A 13,426-nucleotide genomic window follows, 5' to 3' on the forward strand; every position below is an offset into this window, starting at 1 on the left:
GTCTGCCAAACCCGCCAGCAAGCCCGGAAAACACGCTGTATTTCGCCAATCTCGAGGAGGTGTTTCAGCGTGAAACGGCTCAATTCTGACCTGAATGACTGACGCCGTGTCAAAAATTGGTTTCATCAGTTTTTATGGTCTCACCAGTACACAAACAGGTCGAAACAACTCTTGGCTCAGTCAAAAGCCGGGCTAAATCCTCAGGTAGTCAGGCCCGTGCCGATTTCGGTGCGGCGTCAAAATTCAGAACAGCAGCTTTGGTAAAGCATTCCACCAAAGTGACGTCGGCAAACCATAGGCTGACCCATTTACCGGTCGGCTAAGCCTAAATCAGTTTCGGAGAATATAGGTGCAAGGCCCCTCCCCCAAGGGCCGAAAGACCCTGTTCAGAGCCACATCACAGGCTTTTCATATACTCCGAAGCACAGGCCGGACCGTCAGGTTTGACGTAACCGGTCTTGGGCCAGGCACCAACGACCAGTCCGGGTCTGGCCGCCCCGTCGGAGACTCCCCCTACAGTTTCCGGCGGGGTCACTGCCGAAGACATCTCATGCAGTGCCAATGATCAGGATTCGAGGTCCTTCAACTCGTTCAGCAGATCCAGCAGTAACTCATGCTTGTCCGGTCCAAGCTGAGATCGAATACGTTCCGCCTGGGCCGTGCTTGCAGCCAGATTGGCACGAATGATCTGAACCCCTTTTGTGCTGATCTCAACAACCTGACGTCGTCGGTCTGCCGGATGGCTGCGCCGCGTGATCAGTCCGCGGTTCTCCAGCTTTTGCAGAATGCGCGTCAGGCTTGGCAGCAACAGGCAGGCGCGATCGGCGATGTGGGTCGGCTCTTGCGGGCCTTCTTCATTCAACACCCGCAACACCCGCCACTGCTGTTCCGTGACACCAGCGTCAGCCAGCATTGCTCGAATGGGTCCCATAACCTTTTCCCGCGCCCGCAAAAGCGCAATGGGCAAAGATCGCGACGTCAGAGGGAGATCGTCGGTCATAAGAAAATTATCACCGAAATCCGGGATATAAGCAAGCAACCCGACACGCAGCAGCAGCGCCCACTCCCGTATTCGCACGTTATGCGGGCCGATTTCAGGCTGGACAATTAGGAACGACCGTTGATGATGCGACCGAGGTCCATTTCATGTCCTTCTCACCTGCTCCGGCTCAAATATGAGGTTTCAACATGTCAGCCCCAAAGAATATGTTCAAACAGGCTCTAATAAAGGGCGAACATCAGATTGGTTGCTGGATGAGCTTTGCTGAATCCGTCACCGCCGAGATCATGGGAACCGCGGGTTTCGATTGGCTGGTGATCGATGGTGAACATGCGCCAAATGAGATCCGCTCGATCCGGGATCAACTGACAGCTTTGGCCGGTAGCGCATCTCATCCCGTTGTTCGGGTCCCTGTTGGAGAGACCTGGCTGATCAAGATGGTTCTGGATGCTGGTGCCCAAACAGTACTGGTTCCGATTGTCGAAAGCGCCGCGCAGGCGCAGGATCTGGTCCGTGCCTGCCGTTATCCACCGGACGGGGTGCGGGGTGTTGGCGCAGCGGCATCGCGCGCCACGATGTATGGGTCGACAAGCGACTATATCCAGACCGCAGATCAGGAAATCTGCCTGTTGTTGCAGGTGGAAACCCGCGCCGGAGTGGCCGCGTTGGATGACATTCTTCAAGTCGAAGGTGTGGATGGCGTTTTCATTGGCCCCGCTGATCTGTCAACCGACATGGGGTACAAGGGCAACAGCGCCGCACCCGAGGTGCGTGCGGTCATCGCGGACGCCCTGGCCCGGATCAAGGCCGCAGGCAAAGCGCCGGGCATCCTTGCCACCAATAACGAAGCGCGTCAGGCCTATCTGGACATGGGCGCCCAATTTCTGGCGGTCGGCATTGATGTGATGCTGCTGGCACAGGCGGCACGCGCGCTGGCCGCGCAATGGAAACCTTCCTAGACATTCAAGTGCGCATGGCCGCAGCGGCCTGCGCATAGCCGCCCGAGGCTCCATCAACAAAATGCACATGGTCATCCCGTGTGGCCGAGGGGACGATACATGTCATCATCGCCTCGTCCTGTGCGTGCAAACCGTATCTGATTTTCCCGCGGCGACGCGCCTCTTCAAGCAGGTGTTCGATTTGGCGCAATGTGTCCGGATCGCAGTCGAGCGTCATTTTCAGCCCGTCATCAAACTTTCGGTAATCGGCATTGCTGCTGACCATATGTCTGTAATGGTCCGGCTCAAAGCGTCCCATCCGCAGGCCAGTTTTGAATAATACCGCGATCAACAGGTTCTGAACCAGTAGAACGAGTTTGTGCAAAATCACATGACGCCCGTTGCGCGACACATGTGCGTCGATGTCAAGGCCAGGCGGAGGCCATGTCATGGGCGGACCCTTTTCCGACACCGGATGGCCTGCACGCTCAAGCGCTTCCGACGCAGACAAGACGGATTGCGCAAGATCGGCAAAGTCCCGTTCGGTTGCTGATGGTGTGGGCTGTACGACCAGTGAAACGATTTGACCGTGACGGGCCGGGCTGTTGGACCACCTGCAAGACAGGCCTGTCAGATCCGGCTGTGCACCTGGTACTGCGGGTGTGACCATATTTTGCCCGGCTTTCATCCCGGCCTCGGCCCAGGCCAGACCGCCGCCGGAAAACATGGCGTAATCCACTCCGGCAGAGGGTGCATAGCGCGCAACACGCAGATCCATACCCGCTTTGCGAATATCAGCCACCGATACCAGCGCCGCCCGTAATGGCATGGAGAACTCTTCATCCGCCCAGCGCCGCAAATCCGCCAGCGTAGTCCGGGCGGTTTCAGCTTTTCCGGGCGGGACAGCAAACCCCGCCCCATCGCCGCCAAAGACATATGGAAACAGCGCGCCGTCCATTGCATTGATCATGGCCGAAATTACCGCAGCGCCCACAGTATTGACGGTCTTGTACCGGCCCCGCGCGATTTCGCCTGTTGAATCGACAATGTCAGCAACACCCAGAACCCAATCATCGGGCAGTTTTGAAAACTGCGCAGGGTCTGACAGACGGGTAAAATCGCGCTGCAAGGGAAGGTTTTCGTAAAATGCAGACTGGAGGTCTTTCATGCTCCCCTCGGAATCAATGTTTTGACAAAGATAGCCGGAAGGCGAGCCATGTCCTGACTTTGAAACATAATACACAGGCTTGTGCGTTGCATCACGGCGTGCCAAGCATTTTCCTCGGACGAGCAGGAAAGGGCTGAAGATGCAGGCAGGTTTGGTGGTTTTATGCCTGGGCTATGTGCTCAGCCAATTTTTCCGCGCTTTCCTTGCGGTTCTCAGCCTGGATCTGGAACGTGATATCAGTGCCATGCCCGAAGATTTGGCCTTTGCTTCCGGTCTTTGGTTTATTGTATTCGCCGTCATGCAGATCCCGGTCGGATGGGCGCTGGACAGGATTGGTCCCCGCCTCACGTCCGCCGCGCTGCTTCTGGTGGGCGGGGCAGGTGGAGCGGCGGTTTTTGCAGCCGCAACAACGCCCCTGCACATCAGCATAGCCATGGGCCTGATCGGTGTCGGGTGCTCTCCGGTCCTAATGGCCTCCTACTATATCTTTGCGCGTGAATACCCCCCGGCGCGGTTTGCCACATTGGCCGCCGTGATGTTGGGCGCAGGGTCCGTTGGAAATCTGGTGGCTTCTTATCCAACCGCGCTTGCCGTGGAATGGATGGGGTGGCGCGCAACGATGGTCGGGCTGGCCACAGTGTCCGCCGCAATCGCATTGGGCCTGTGGCTGACTGTTCACGACCCGGCGAAGGTCGAAACAGAACACAAGGGATCCCTGCTGGATCTGCTGAAGGAGCCTGCCCTGTGGCTGATCCTGCCCCTGATGCTGGTTGCTTACGCCCCCTCTGCTGCGCTGCGAGGGCTTTGGGCCGGGCCTTACCTGAACGATGTCTTTGGCTTAAGTGCCACTCAGATCGGCACTGCAACGCTGATCATGGGTGCGGCTATGATTGCGGGCACTTTTGTCTACGGACCGCTGGACCGCGTTTTTGGTACCCGGAAATGGGTGGTTTTCGCTGGCAACGCACTGGGCGCAGCTGCGTTGGGCTTGCTCTGCTTGTGGATCGAGGATGCAACATGGCTGTCTGTCCTGCTGATGGCCGTAATCGGCTTTACCGGTGCCAGCTTTCCGGTCATCATGGCCCATGGTCGGGCCTTTGTGCCTCCGCATCTGGTGGGGCGTGGTGTGACATTGCTGAATCTTTTCGGCATCGGCGGCGTTGGCATTGCTCAATTCGTCACCGGACGTATTCACGCAGCCACCGTGCAAGACGGATCAACGGCACCCTACACCGCAATATTCGGGTTTTTTGCGGTCACCCTTGCCATTGGTTGCGTGATCTATCTATTCAGCCGGGATAGTGTGGATTGACGCAGCCATCAGGAGAGCCTGTTGAAAGACCCCATTGTCATAGCCCCAAATCTAAAACGTAGACTTTCGGGCGTAACAGCGACCATCGCACGGCTGGTTCCGCTGCAGGCGCAATGGATCGACATCGCCGCCACTGGACCGGGTCTGCCCGCCGACACGCCGCACATCCCGCTGGGTCGACTGCCTTTCCTGTCGCGTCGTAAAAGGCGGGTCTGGCACGCACGCCGCAACACCGAGATGTTGCTGGGGCTCATCCTGCGCGATGTGTTCCGGTTAAAGCTCAAAATGCTGTTCACAAGCGCGTCCCAAAGGCCGCACACAGGCTATACCAAATGGCTGATCGGAAAGATGGATGCGGTCGTTGCAACCTCGCGCAAAACCGCAGGGTATCTTGAGCGAGACTCGCAGGTGGTGATGCATGGCATCAACCTAGAAGACTTCGTTCCGCCTTCAGACAAGGTCACCGTCCGTGCTCGGCTGGGGCTGCCGGATGGGGTACTGTTAGGGTGTTACGGCCGTATTCGACACCAAAAAGGCACGGATGCCTTTGTCGACGCCATGATTGACGTGTGCGGGCGGTTCGACACAGTGTCAGGCATCGTCATGGGCCGGGCAACCGAGAAACACACCGCATTTCTGGCCGAACTGAAGGATAAGGTCGCAAAGGCTGGCTTGTCGGATCGCATCCTTTTCAAGCCCGAGGTGACCGTAGATCAGATTGCTGAATGGTATCAGGTTCTGGACCTGTTTGTTGCGCCACAAAGGTGGGAGGGATTTGGTTTGACCCCTCTTGAAGCAATGGCCTGCGCAGTTCCGGTTGTAGCCACAGATGTCGGTGCGTTCTCCGAGATCATTACTGATCCATCCTTTGGCAAGGTGGTGACCCCCGATGATGTTCCCGCCTTGGTCGAGGCGATTGCCCAGATGTTGAAATGCAATGATTCCCTGTCACAAGCGGGTCAGGCATCCCGCACCCATGTCGAGCAGAATTTTGACATTCAGGGCGAAGCAAAGACGCTGGTTGCGCTATATGAACGACTTTTGAACGATTGAACCGCTTGAATTCAGCATCAGTCGTTGAAAACCCCGCTGATAGCCCTTTTTTCTTCGCCGCAACGCGGCTATGAACGCGCGTCCTTAACTTTGGAGACATGAAATGGGCTATCGCGTCGTAGTCGTCGGCGCCACGGGCAACGTGGGCCGCGAAATGCTGAACATTCTGGCTGAACGCCAGTTCCCGGTTGATGAACTTGCCGCCCTGGCAAGCCGTCGCTCGCTGGGTACCGAAGTAAGCTTTGGCGACAAGACCCTTACGACCAAAGATCTGGACACGTTTGATTTCACCGGCTGGGACATGGCGCTGTTTGCCGTGGGTTCCGAGGCGACCAAAGTCTACGCCCCCAAGGCAGCTGCGGCGGGTTGTGTGGTGATCGACAACTCGTCGCTCTATCGCTATGACCCGGACATTCCGCTGATCGTGCCGGAATGTAACCCGCAGGCGATCCACGACTACAAGAACAAGAACATCATCGCCAACCCCAACTGCTCGACAGCGCAGATGGTTGTCGCGCTGAAGCCGCTGCATGACCGCGCCAAGATCAAGCGCGTTGTTGTGTCGACCTATCAGTCAGTTTCGGGTGCCGGCAAAGAGGGCATGGATGAGCTTTGGGATCAAACCAAGGCCGTCTACAACCCTACCACCGAGGTCGCCCCGAAGAAGTTCCAGAAACAGATCGCCTTCAACGTCATTCCGCAGATCGACGTCTTCATGGAAGACGGCTCGACCAAGGAAGAGTGGAAGATGGTTGTCGAGACCAAGAAGATCGTCGATCCTTCGATCAAGGTCACTGCAACCTGCGTCCGCGTTCCGGTCTTCGTCGGCCATTCCGAAGCCGTGAATATCGAGTTCGAAGAGTTTCTGGACGAAGACGAAGCCCGCGATATCCTGCGCGAAGCGCCGGGCATCATGGTGATCGACAAGCGCGAAGCGGGTGGCTACGTCTCGCCCATCGAATGCGCAGGCGACTTTGCCACATTCATCAGCCGCATCCGCCAGGATTCGACTATCGAAAACGGTCTGAACCTGTGGTGCGTCAGCGACAACCTGCGCAAGGGTGCCGCCCTGAACGCGGTTCAGATCGCCGAACTGCTGGGCCGTGAGGTCCTGAAAAAGGGCTGACAATCCAGCCTTTGCAAAAACTAAAAAAGAAACCCGCTGTTTGATCAGCGGGTTTCTTTTTAGAAAGCCAAACTTGCGGAACAAGACTGGCTTTGTGCATCAAGCATTTGGAATGTTGATAATATATTCAAACTACAATATTCAACTTTTCTGATCCGATAAAGCGTTGGACTTACTAAAACACTATCTCGGTTAATTAAATGGTGAACCGCCGTGGCTCGAGCCTTTTTCGATAAGCTAGAAGCAATCTTACGTCCAACTCCCAAAATCCGTATCGAAAATTTCGAGCGCGACCCAAAAGTAAGCTACGTCTCATCTAATAGCCCATTGAGCCAAGGCCCGTTAGGTTCAGAAATCGCTCGAACAGGACGCCTAAACTCGAATGAGTTTGCCGCCTGCATTGAAGAACTCAATCTTCCTCATACTCACCATCGCAAGTATTGGGAGCTGGCTTTCATTTTACAAGCTTTGCGCGAACGCGACCTACTCCAGCCCGGAATCAAGGGCTTGGGTTTCGCAGTTGGTAAGGAAAGAATCCCTGCCTACCTCGCAGCGAAGGGCTGCGAAGTTCTAGCGAGTGATCTGGCTGACAACAACAAGGGTAATGAAGGTTGGGAGACAACTGGCCAATGGAGCGCATCAGTCGAAGATTTACTTTTCTCTGAGATCTGCTCAAAGGAATTATTTAAGAAGAGCGTCAAATTTCGCCCCATTGATATGAACGATATTCCCAGCGATATCTCAGGGTACGACTTTACCTGGTCCACGTGTTCTTTCGAGCACTGCGGTTCTCTCGAACTCGGAGTTCGTTTTTTGGAGAAACAGATGGACTGCCTGCGTCCCGGTGGGGTCGCTGTGCATACAACGGAATTCAACCTATCATCAAACACCCGGACGTCAAAAGGCGGAAAGACCGCAATCTATCGCCTACGTGACATTGAAGATGCTGTGAAACGCCTTCAATCCAAAGGACACAAAGTGGAGCCGTTGGATATTCGCTTAGGCGACGATCCACTTGATTTAACCGTGGACAGGCGCAAAGGGGATCCAAGACAGTACTCTGGCACCAAGCACATGCGATTGCTGATGAAGGGGTACGTTACAACTTCTATAGGCTTGATAATCACTAAGTCTACAAAGCCAGTGCTGCGTTAGTTTAAGAAACGCGCAATGAAATTGTGTTGAATAGACCCGAGAATTTTCGGCACCTCGGGTGGCAACCGTTAATCAGAAAGCAAGAACGACAAAACCTTGCATCTGGGCTCGAAGCGGACCTCCGGTAACTTACACAGACCCACTTTCATCACCCGTACCTCTCTAGTGGAACCTTTAGGCTCATCAGTCCGAACGAAATGTTCAAATACCGGTCCTGAATTCGGAACATTCCCCCGACCAGTTGACAAATTCAGGCGTGCTTGCCAGCTAAGCACGGATCTGAACGCAACGTATGAGACAGAGCAGACAACAGGTGGTGCCCTGCACAGGGCATCAGAGGCAGAGCATGGGAAATTCGACCAAACGCAGAATTGGAAGATACCTGATCTTAGGATGTACAGGCATTCTGGTTGGGCTTATCCTCATCGGGTTTACCGGGCAATTCCTGGCGGTCGGAGATTCCTTTGCGCTTTTCCGCCCACAAGCCGGCGTTCTGCTTTTGCCGTGTGCCGCGATCCTGCTGTATATGCGCGCCAGATACCTTGCTTTGGTCACCCTGGCCTTTGCCGCCGTTGCTGTCGGATCAATCGCAACCAGTTTCGCCGCCCCGCCCAAGGACTGCGACGGTCCGTGTCTGACCCTGTATCAAAAGAACCTTATGAGCCGGGCGTGGCCCCGGTATTCGCTGGCCGACGACATCATTGAATCCGATGCTCAGATCGTGACGTTGCAGGAAGTCTCGAGTCACAACCGTGAATACATGAGCAACCTGTTCGAGCATTACCCCGAAAAGGTGATCTGTGAGTTTCGTCCCGAACAAAACGTTGCCATCCTGACAACTTTGCCGATTGTCGAAGGGTCCGGGTTCTGCCTGAAAGGTTATGGTCTTGTCGGAATACAAGTCGAAGCCCCGGACGGGTCTTTGGTCTGGATCGTATCGATCCACCTGAACTGGCCTTTTCCTTATGACCAATCAACCCAAAGCCGGATCATTGCGGAACGCATTGCGGATCTGGATGGCCCGGTTCTGATAGCCGGGGATTTCAACATGGTTCCTTGGGGTGCAAGCGTCCGGCGGATAGCGGCGGCAGCAGACAACCAGAGTTTTGGGGCCGTCCTGAACACTCATGATCTTGGCAGCTGGCACCTACCGTTGCCAATCGACAACCTTTTGCTCCCGAAGGGAACAACCGGAACAGTCGAACTGCGCCCGTTCATGGGATCCGACCATTTCGGCAAATTCGCGCGGTTTCGTTTGGATTGATCCGCGAGGCCCCCGCTGCCTTGGTGGACATACCAGAACGTATGTCGCGATCCCAAGAAGGGTCTAGGTGTTATTTTCGATCAGCACTTTCAGATTATTCAACCCCCGCTCGTAATCGCCGCCAACCCATTTATCCATCATCACCCCCATCCAGCGGGACATGGGGTTGAGCCCCAGATCGGATTCGAACCCCCAAGTCACATTGGTTGCGTCACCATCGGGTTTCAGAGTGAACGAAGCCGACGCCGTGCCCATCTGCCCAAAGTCCAGATCTGTTTTGACCAGTTGATTTTCCACGCTTTCGACGATTTCCTGCGACCCCGTACCGACCTGTGCGTGATCCGAGCTCCAGTTCAACTTGTTACCGACACCTTCCTCGGGGCCACTGTAGCTTAGTTTCGTCTCCGGATCGCGTGACAGCCAGGGTGACCATTTCTCGGTCGCTTGCATGGAATTCACAAACGGAAAGATCACTGCAGCCGGGGCGTCGATGGTGATGCTGCGGGACACTTCCGCCTTGCCGGGCAACACGTATGAGACGGCGACGAACAGAAAAACAAGAAGGCACAGCCCTGCGAGAATTCGTTTAAGTATCTTCATAGCAAGCTCCAAAATCAAACGTCATGTGTGGAGCATACGAAAAAACGGCCCGGAATCAGAGCCGTATTCCGCATCATTTTTTCACTATGAACTGTCGTCAGACCGGAACGAATTTCTTCTGTATGGGGTCGAAACTCTCTAACCCGCCAGCGCCGATATCGGTCCACAACCCGTGCAGGCTCAGGGTGCCCTGTTCGACCGCTGACGAGATGAACGGGAACGTCATCAGGTTTTCAAGCGACGCAACAACCGACTGGCGTTCCAGCTGTCGGGCTTGTTCGAGGCTGTCTTCGATATCAGCGACAAGTTCGAATTTTGGCTTCAGAATGTCCATCCAGCGGCCGACAAAGCTTTCTTTTGCATCCAGTTGCGGCGCCTGACCCTTGCACATGTCGATACAGCCCTGAACGCCACCGCATTGCGAATGGCCAAGAACCATCAGATGCGCAACCTTGAGAGAAGTGACGGCGTACTCGATTGCTGCGCTGGTACCGTGATGATCGCCGTCCGGCGCATAGGGTGGCACCAGATTGGCGATATTGCGGTGGATAAAGAAATCGCCCTGATCCGCACCGAACATCGAGGTCACATGGACCCGGCTGTCGCAGCAGGAAATCACCATCGCCCGGGGCCGCTGCCCTTCATCTGCCAGCCGCTTGAACCAGACCTGGTTTTCCGAATATGTGGTCGCTTTCCAGCCGTGATACCGCGTGACCAGATAGCTCGGCAAAGGTTTGGCAAATTCCATTACGGTGTCCCCGTTCTTGTCGCTGACCGATCCTCTAAACCGAATTCTAGGAAAATTCGAGCAATTATCCGATTTCTCTGCAAGGTTTTGCAAAGGAATTTGTCACCAGTATCAAACCTGCGCCGTGGGGGCGTCAGAATTAGGGTGAATGTGGTGGAAAAAATAATCACGCTTGAACACAAGGAATCCGTCCGTCTGGATTCGGATCAACTAAGTGGCCTTTACCGTCAACTGGGCGACAAGAACGCGCTGGATGTGCTGTGCCGCACCATCGAAGAACTGGCAGTGCGCCTGTCGAACTGCGAACGCTTTTGGCGTCAGCGCGAATGGGCCGAACTGCGCAAATGCGCAAGGTCCCTGGTCGCGATTTCCGAACAGGTCGGGATGACGGTTCTGGCCAGGGTTGCAGGGGACGTGGCGCAGGCCGTCGATGCCGGTGACGCGGTAGCCGCAGGTGCAACGCTGGGACGTCTGATCCGCGTTGGTGAGCGATCATTGACAGCCGTCTGGGATCAACAGGACCTTTCCGTCTGACAGGGGTTGCGGGCAGAATATGCGCGGCTAGTCTGTGCACAGAAACAATCTGTCGAGGCGCCCATGACACTGTCCTTCGCCCCATCCTCTGACCCTTCCGTACCGCTTCATGTGATCGCGCAGCCGGATTTGGACGGCTGGCTTCTGGATCAGCCCGAGCGCGTGCAGTCCTGGGTCGCAGCAAACGGGTTTTCCGGTGCGCTGGGGCAGGTCCTGCTTGTGCCAGCCACGAACGGCGCAATTGAATTCGCGCTGGCCGGTTACGGAACCGAAGAAAAACGTGTGCGCAAACGGTTCCCCCTTGCCGCGGCGGCCATGGCCCTGCCGGAAGGCACCTACGGCATTGCTTCGGGCATTCCTGCGGATTTATTGGAGATGGAGTGTCTTGGCTGGCTGATGACCGCCTATGCTTTTGATCGATACGCGTCCCAGACCGGAGGGTCAGCGGCATTGATTGTGCCTGATGGCATCAACGCCGCCCGTATCGAGGCCATGGCAAATGCCGAGGCTCTGACGCGCGATCTGGTCAACACGCCCACTTCGGACATGGGACCGGATCAGTTACAGCAAGCGGTCGAGGTTCTGGCGAATGAGTTCGGCGCGTCTTGCAAGGTGATCACCGGCCATGCGCTGCTGGATCAGAATTTTCCCATGATTCACACGGTAGGGCGGGCCGCGGCGCAGGCCCCCCGGCTGATCGAGCTGAACTGGGGCACTAGTGGCCCCAGACTGACACTAGTGGGCAAAGGTGTATGTTTCGACACCGGCGGGCTGAATTTGAAACCGGGCGCTTCCATGGGCCTGATGAAAAAAGACATGGGCGGCGCGGCCAATGTGCTGGGACTTGCCCGGATGATCATGGCGCTGAACCTTCCCCTGCAACTGCAGGTTCTGATCCCGGCCGTTGAAAACGCGGTATCAGGCAATGCCTTTCGCCCCGGTGATATCCTGACCTCACGCAAGGGCCTGACCGTTGAAATCAACAACACCGATGCCGAAGGGCGTCTGGTTCTGGCTGATGCGCTGACTTTGGCGGATGAAGGGAGTCCCGATCTGGTGATCTCGATGGCGACGCTGACCGGTGCGGCGCGCGTGGCCGTGGGCCCTGATCTGGCACCGTTTTACACCGACGACGAAAGCTGCGCCGTGGCCTTGGCACAAGCGGCCAAAACGTCTGCTGATCCGGTCTGGAGAATGCCCTTTCACACACCCTACGAGGCGATGATCGAACCCGGCATTGCCGATCTGGACAATGCCCCCTCGGGCGGGTTTGCCGGGTCTATCACCGCCGCGCTGTTTCTGCGCCGGTTCGTAGGGTCCACCCGCTATATCCATTTTGACATCTACGCGTGGCAACCCAGTAATGAACCCGGCCGCACAAAAGGTGGTCTGGGTCAGGGAACACGCGCAGTGCTGTCGGCCTTACCGGAGGTATTGGGGTTATGACCAAGCACCGCATATCCAAACCGGTCGTCGACCTGTTGCGTGTCCCTGACGGGCCGCGTGACCGGCAATTGCTGCTGGGGGACACGGTTCATGTCAAAGAAAACCACGGCGGGTGGAGCAGGATCGTCGCGGAAAAAGACGGATATGCTGGTTGGCTGGAAACAGACCACCTGTCCGAGGATATGCCTGCGACTCATTGGATCAATGCGCCAGCAACACATGCCTACGCGGCCCGCGATATCAAAAGCTGCGATCTCGTGTCTCTGAGTTTCGGAAGTAAAATCCATGCGACTGCCGAAACGGATCGGTTTGTGCAGACCGAGTTGGGTTTTGTCCCAAAGGTTCACACGGCCCCAATTGCAGAAAAACCGCGTGATCCGGTTGCCGTGGCCGAGCTGTTCCTGGGCACGCCCTATCTGTGGGGCGGCAACAGCCGGTTCGGTATCGATTGTTCAGGGCTTGTTCAGGCCGCGCTGCTGGCCTGTGGTATTCCGTGCCCCGGCGACAGCGGCGATCAGGAACAAGCCTTGGGCGCTGTCCTGTCAGCTGAATCACCTGCGCAGCGCGGGGATTTACTGTTCTGGAAAGGGCACGTGGCCTGGGTTTCGGACGACAACATGATTTTACATGCGAACGCCAGCCATATGGCGGTTGTGTACGAGCCAATGGACCGGGCGATTCAGCGCATTCAGGATCAGGGCGACGGGCCTGTTACAGCGCGAAAAAGGCTCTAATCCGGGTTTACGGCCCGGATGAGCTTGCGTTCCAGCACCCGCAGTACCGCGCGCAGATCATGGCCGCGTTTCAGGATGCGGCCATCCATACCTATGACTGAGTACATCCCCTGCCGGGACTTCAGGCGCGGGTGCTTTTCGACGCGGTAGATCGGGTGCTCAGCGGTGCGACGGAAGATCGAGAACACTGCCATATCGCGCAGGTTTGAGATACCATAGTCTCGCCACTCTCCAGCGGCGACCATCCGTCCATAAACGGACAGGATTTGCGACATCTCATGCCGGTCAAAGGCCACGGGCATCTGCGCTGCGTTTGCCGAAAACCGGTTGGGAGGCTGCATGTTCATA

At 56.2% G+C, this 13,426-nt stretch carries 14 protein-coding genes; 9 read left to right on the plus strand and 5 right to left on the minus strand.

Annotation, left to right across the window (positions count from 1 at the left end):
• Positions 1-565: 565 nt before the first annotated feature.
• Positions 566-1,000, minus strand: a complete 435-nt coding sequence (gene hpaR / locus ACR0M3_RS04935; RefSeq protein WP_480482410.1) for a homoprotocatechuate degradation operon regulator HpaR — start codon at positions 998-1,000, stop codon at positions 566-568.
• A 188-nt stretch (positions 1,001-1,188) separates the two neighbouring features.
• Between hpaR and ACR0M3_RS04940 the strand changes: the two genes are divergently transcribed.
• On the plus strand, positions 1,189-1,959 hold the full coding sequence (locus tag ACR0M3_RS04940) for an HpcH/HpaI aldolase family protein (RefSeq protein ID WP_480909879.1): 771 nt from the start codon (positions 1,189-1,191) through the stop codon (positions 1,957-1,959).
• A gap of 4 nt (positions 1,960-1,963) precedes the next feature.
• On the opposite strand, the gene ACR0M3_RS04945 is transcribed toward ACR0M3_RS04940, so the two are convergent.
• On the minus strand, positions 1,964-3,106 hold the full coding sequence (locus ACR0M3_RS04945; RefSeq protein ID WP_480909880.1) for a DUF3095 domain-containing protein: 1,143 nt from the start codon (positions 3,104-3,106) through the stop codon (positions 1,964-1,966).
• Positions 3,107-3,245: 139 nt separating this feature from the next.
• Here ACR0M3_RS04945 and ACR0M3_RS04950 point away from each other — a divergent pair, with 139 nt between their 5' ends.
• The 5 genes from ACR0M3_RS04950 to ACR0M3_RS04970 all read left to right on the plus strand — a co-directional run bounded on the left by ACR0M3_RS04950 (position 3,246) and on the right by ACR0M3_RS04970 (position 9,016).
• Positions 3,246-4,418, plus strand: coding sequence for an MFS transporter (locus ACR0M3_RS04950; RefSeq protein WP_480482416.1), 1,173 nt, complete (start codon positions 3,246-3,248; stop codon positions 4,416-4,418).
• Positions 4,419-4,439: 21 nt separating this feature from the next.
• Entirely contained in the window at positions 4,440-5,471 is a 1,032-nt protein-coding gene (locus ACR0M3_RS04955) for a glycosyltransferase family 4 protein (protein ID WP_480909881.1), read from the plus strand.
• 103 nt (positions 5,472-5,574) lie between these two features.
• Positions 5,575-6,597, plus strand: a complete 1,023-nt coding sequence (locus ACR0M3_RS04960) for an aspartate-semialdehyde dehydrogenase (protein ID WP_267367255.1) — start codon at positions 5,575-5,577, stop codon at positions 6,595-6,597.
• Positions 6,598-6,810: 213 nt separating this feature from the next.
• A complete protein-coding gene (locus ACR0M3_RS04965; protein ID WP_480482420.1) occupies positions 6,811-7,752 on the plus strand; it encodes a class I SAM-dependent methyltransferase in 942 nt (313 codons plus the stop codon).
• 346 nt (positions 7,753-8,098) lie between these two features.
• Positions 8,099-9,016, plus strand: coding sequence for an endonuclease/exonuclease/phosphatase family protein (locus tag ACR0M3_RS04970; RefSeq protein ID WP_480773074.1), 918 nt, complete (start codon positions 8,099-8,101; stop codon positions 9,014-9,016).
• A 63-nt stretch (positions 9,017-9,079) separates the two neighbouring features.
• On the opposite strand, the gene ACR0M3_RS04975 is transcribed toward ACR0M3_RS04970, so the two are convergent.
• Together ACR0M3_RS04975 and ACR0M3_RS04980 are read right to left on the minus strand one after the other, a co-directional pair.
• Positions 9,080-9,616, minus strand: a complete 537-nt coding sequence (locus ACR0M3_RS04975) for an SRPBCC family protein (RefSeq protein ID WP_480482424.1) — start codon at positions 9,614-9,616, stop codon at positions 9,080-9,082.
• 97 nt (positions 9,617-9,713) lie between these two features.
• On the minus strand, positions 9,714-10,364 hold the full coding sequence (locus tag ACR0M3_RS04980) for a carbonic anhydrase (protein ID WP_267363919.1): 651 nt from the start codon (positions 10,362-10,364) through the stop codon (positions 9,714-9,716).
• Positions 10,365-10,508: 144 nt separating this feature from the next.
• Between ACR0M3_RS04980 and ACR0M3_RS04985 the strand changes: the two genes are divergently transcribed.
• From ACR0M3_RS04985 to ACR0M3_RS04995, 3 genes are all read left to right on the plus strand, one after another.
• Positions 10,509-10,898: a hypothetical protein gene (locus ACR0M3_RS04985; RefSeq protein ID WP_267363938.1), complete on the plus strand. Its 390-nt coding sequence runs from the start codon at positions 10,509-10,511 to the stop codon at positions 10,896-10,898.
• Between the two features lie 63 nt (positions 10,899-10,961).
• Positions 10,962-12,344, plus strand: a complete 1,383-nt coding sequence (locus ACR0M3_RS04990) for a leucyl aminopeptidase family protein (RefSeq protein WP_480482426.1) — start codon at positions 10,962-10,964, stop codon at positions 12,342-12,344.
• Positions 12,341-13,078, plus strand: a complete 738-nt coding sequence (locus ACR0M3_RS04995) for a C40 family peptidase (RefSeq protein ID WP_480482428.1) — start codon at positions 12,341-12,343, stop codon at positions 13,076-13,078. The genes ACR0M3_RS04990 and ACR0M3_RS04995 overlap by 4 nt, the downstream gene beginning before the upstream one ends.
• Here ACR0M3_RS04995 and ACR0M3_RS05000 read toward each other — a convergent pair.
• Entirely contained in the window at positions 13,075-13,425 is a 351-nt protein-coding gene (locus tag ACR0M3_RS05000) for a DUF2794 domain-containing protein (RefSeq protein ID WP_209598949.1), read from the minus strand. The genes ACR0M3_RS04995 and ACR0M3_RS05000 overlap by 4 nt on opposite strands.
• Between the last annotated feature and the right edge of the window lies 1 nt (position 13,426).

The organism is Ruegeria sp. O5 (assembly GCF_056535105.1).

What these genes read in the sequence shown, in the direction of transcription:
- ACR0M3_RS04950 (WP_480482416.1), top strand. Translation starts at nt 3,246, where the DNA reads ATGCAGGCAGGTTTGGTGGTTTTATGCCTGGGCTATGTGCTCAGCCAA.
- ACR0M3_RS04970 (WP_480773074.1), top strand. Translation starts at nt 8,099, where the DNA reads ATGGGAAATTCGACCAAACGCAGAATTGGAAGATACCTGATCTTAGGA.
- ACR0M3_RS04945 (WP_480909880.1), bottom strand. Translation starts at nt 3,106, where the DNA reads ATGAAAGACCTCCAGTCTGCATTTTACGAAAACCTTCCCTTGCAGCGC.
- ACR0M3_RS04960 (WP_267367255.1), top strand. Translation starts at nt 5,575, where the DNA reads ATGGGCTATCGCGTCGTAGTCGTCGGCGCCACGGGCAACGTGGGCCGC.
- ACR0M3_RS04995 (WP_480482428.1), top strand. Translation starts at nt 12,341, where the DNA reads ATGACCAAGCACCGCATATCCAAACCGGTCGTCGACCTGTTGCGTGTC.
- ACR0M3_RS04980 (WP_267363919.1), bottom strand. Translation starts at nt 10,364, where the DNA reads ATGGAATTTGCCAAACCTTTGCCGAGCTATCTGGTCACGCGGTATCAC.
- hpaR (WP_480482410.1), bottom strand. Translation starts at nt 1,000, where the DNA reads ATGACCGACGATCTCCCTCTGACGTCGCGATCTTTGCCCATTGCGCTT.
- ACR0M3_RS04975 (WP_480482424.1), bottom strand. Translation starts at nt 9,616, where the DNA reads ATGAAGATACTTAAACGAATTCTCGCAGGGCTGTGCCTTCTTGTTTTT.
- ACR0M3_RS04990 (WP_480482426.1), top strand. Translation starts at nt 10,962, where the DNA reads ATGACACTGTCCTTCGCCCCATCCTCTGACCCTTCCGTACCGCTTCAT.
- ACR0M3_RS05000 (WP_209598949.1), bottom strand. Translation starts at nt 13,425, where the DNA reads ATGAACATGCAGCCTCCCAACCGGTTTTCGGCAAACGCAGCGCAGATG.
- ACR0M3_RS04940 (WP_480909879.1), top strand. Translation starts at nt 1,189, where the DNA reads ATGTCAGCCCCAAAGAATATGTTCAAACAGGCTCTAATAAAGGGCGAA.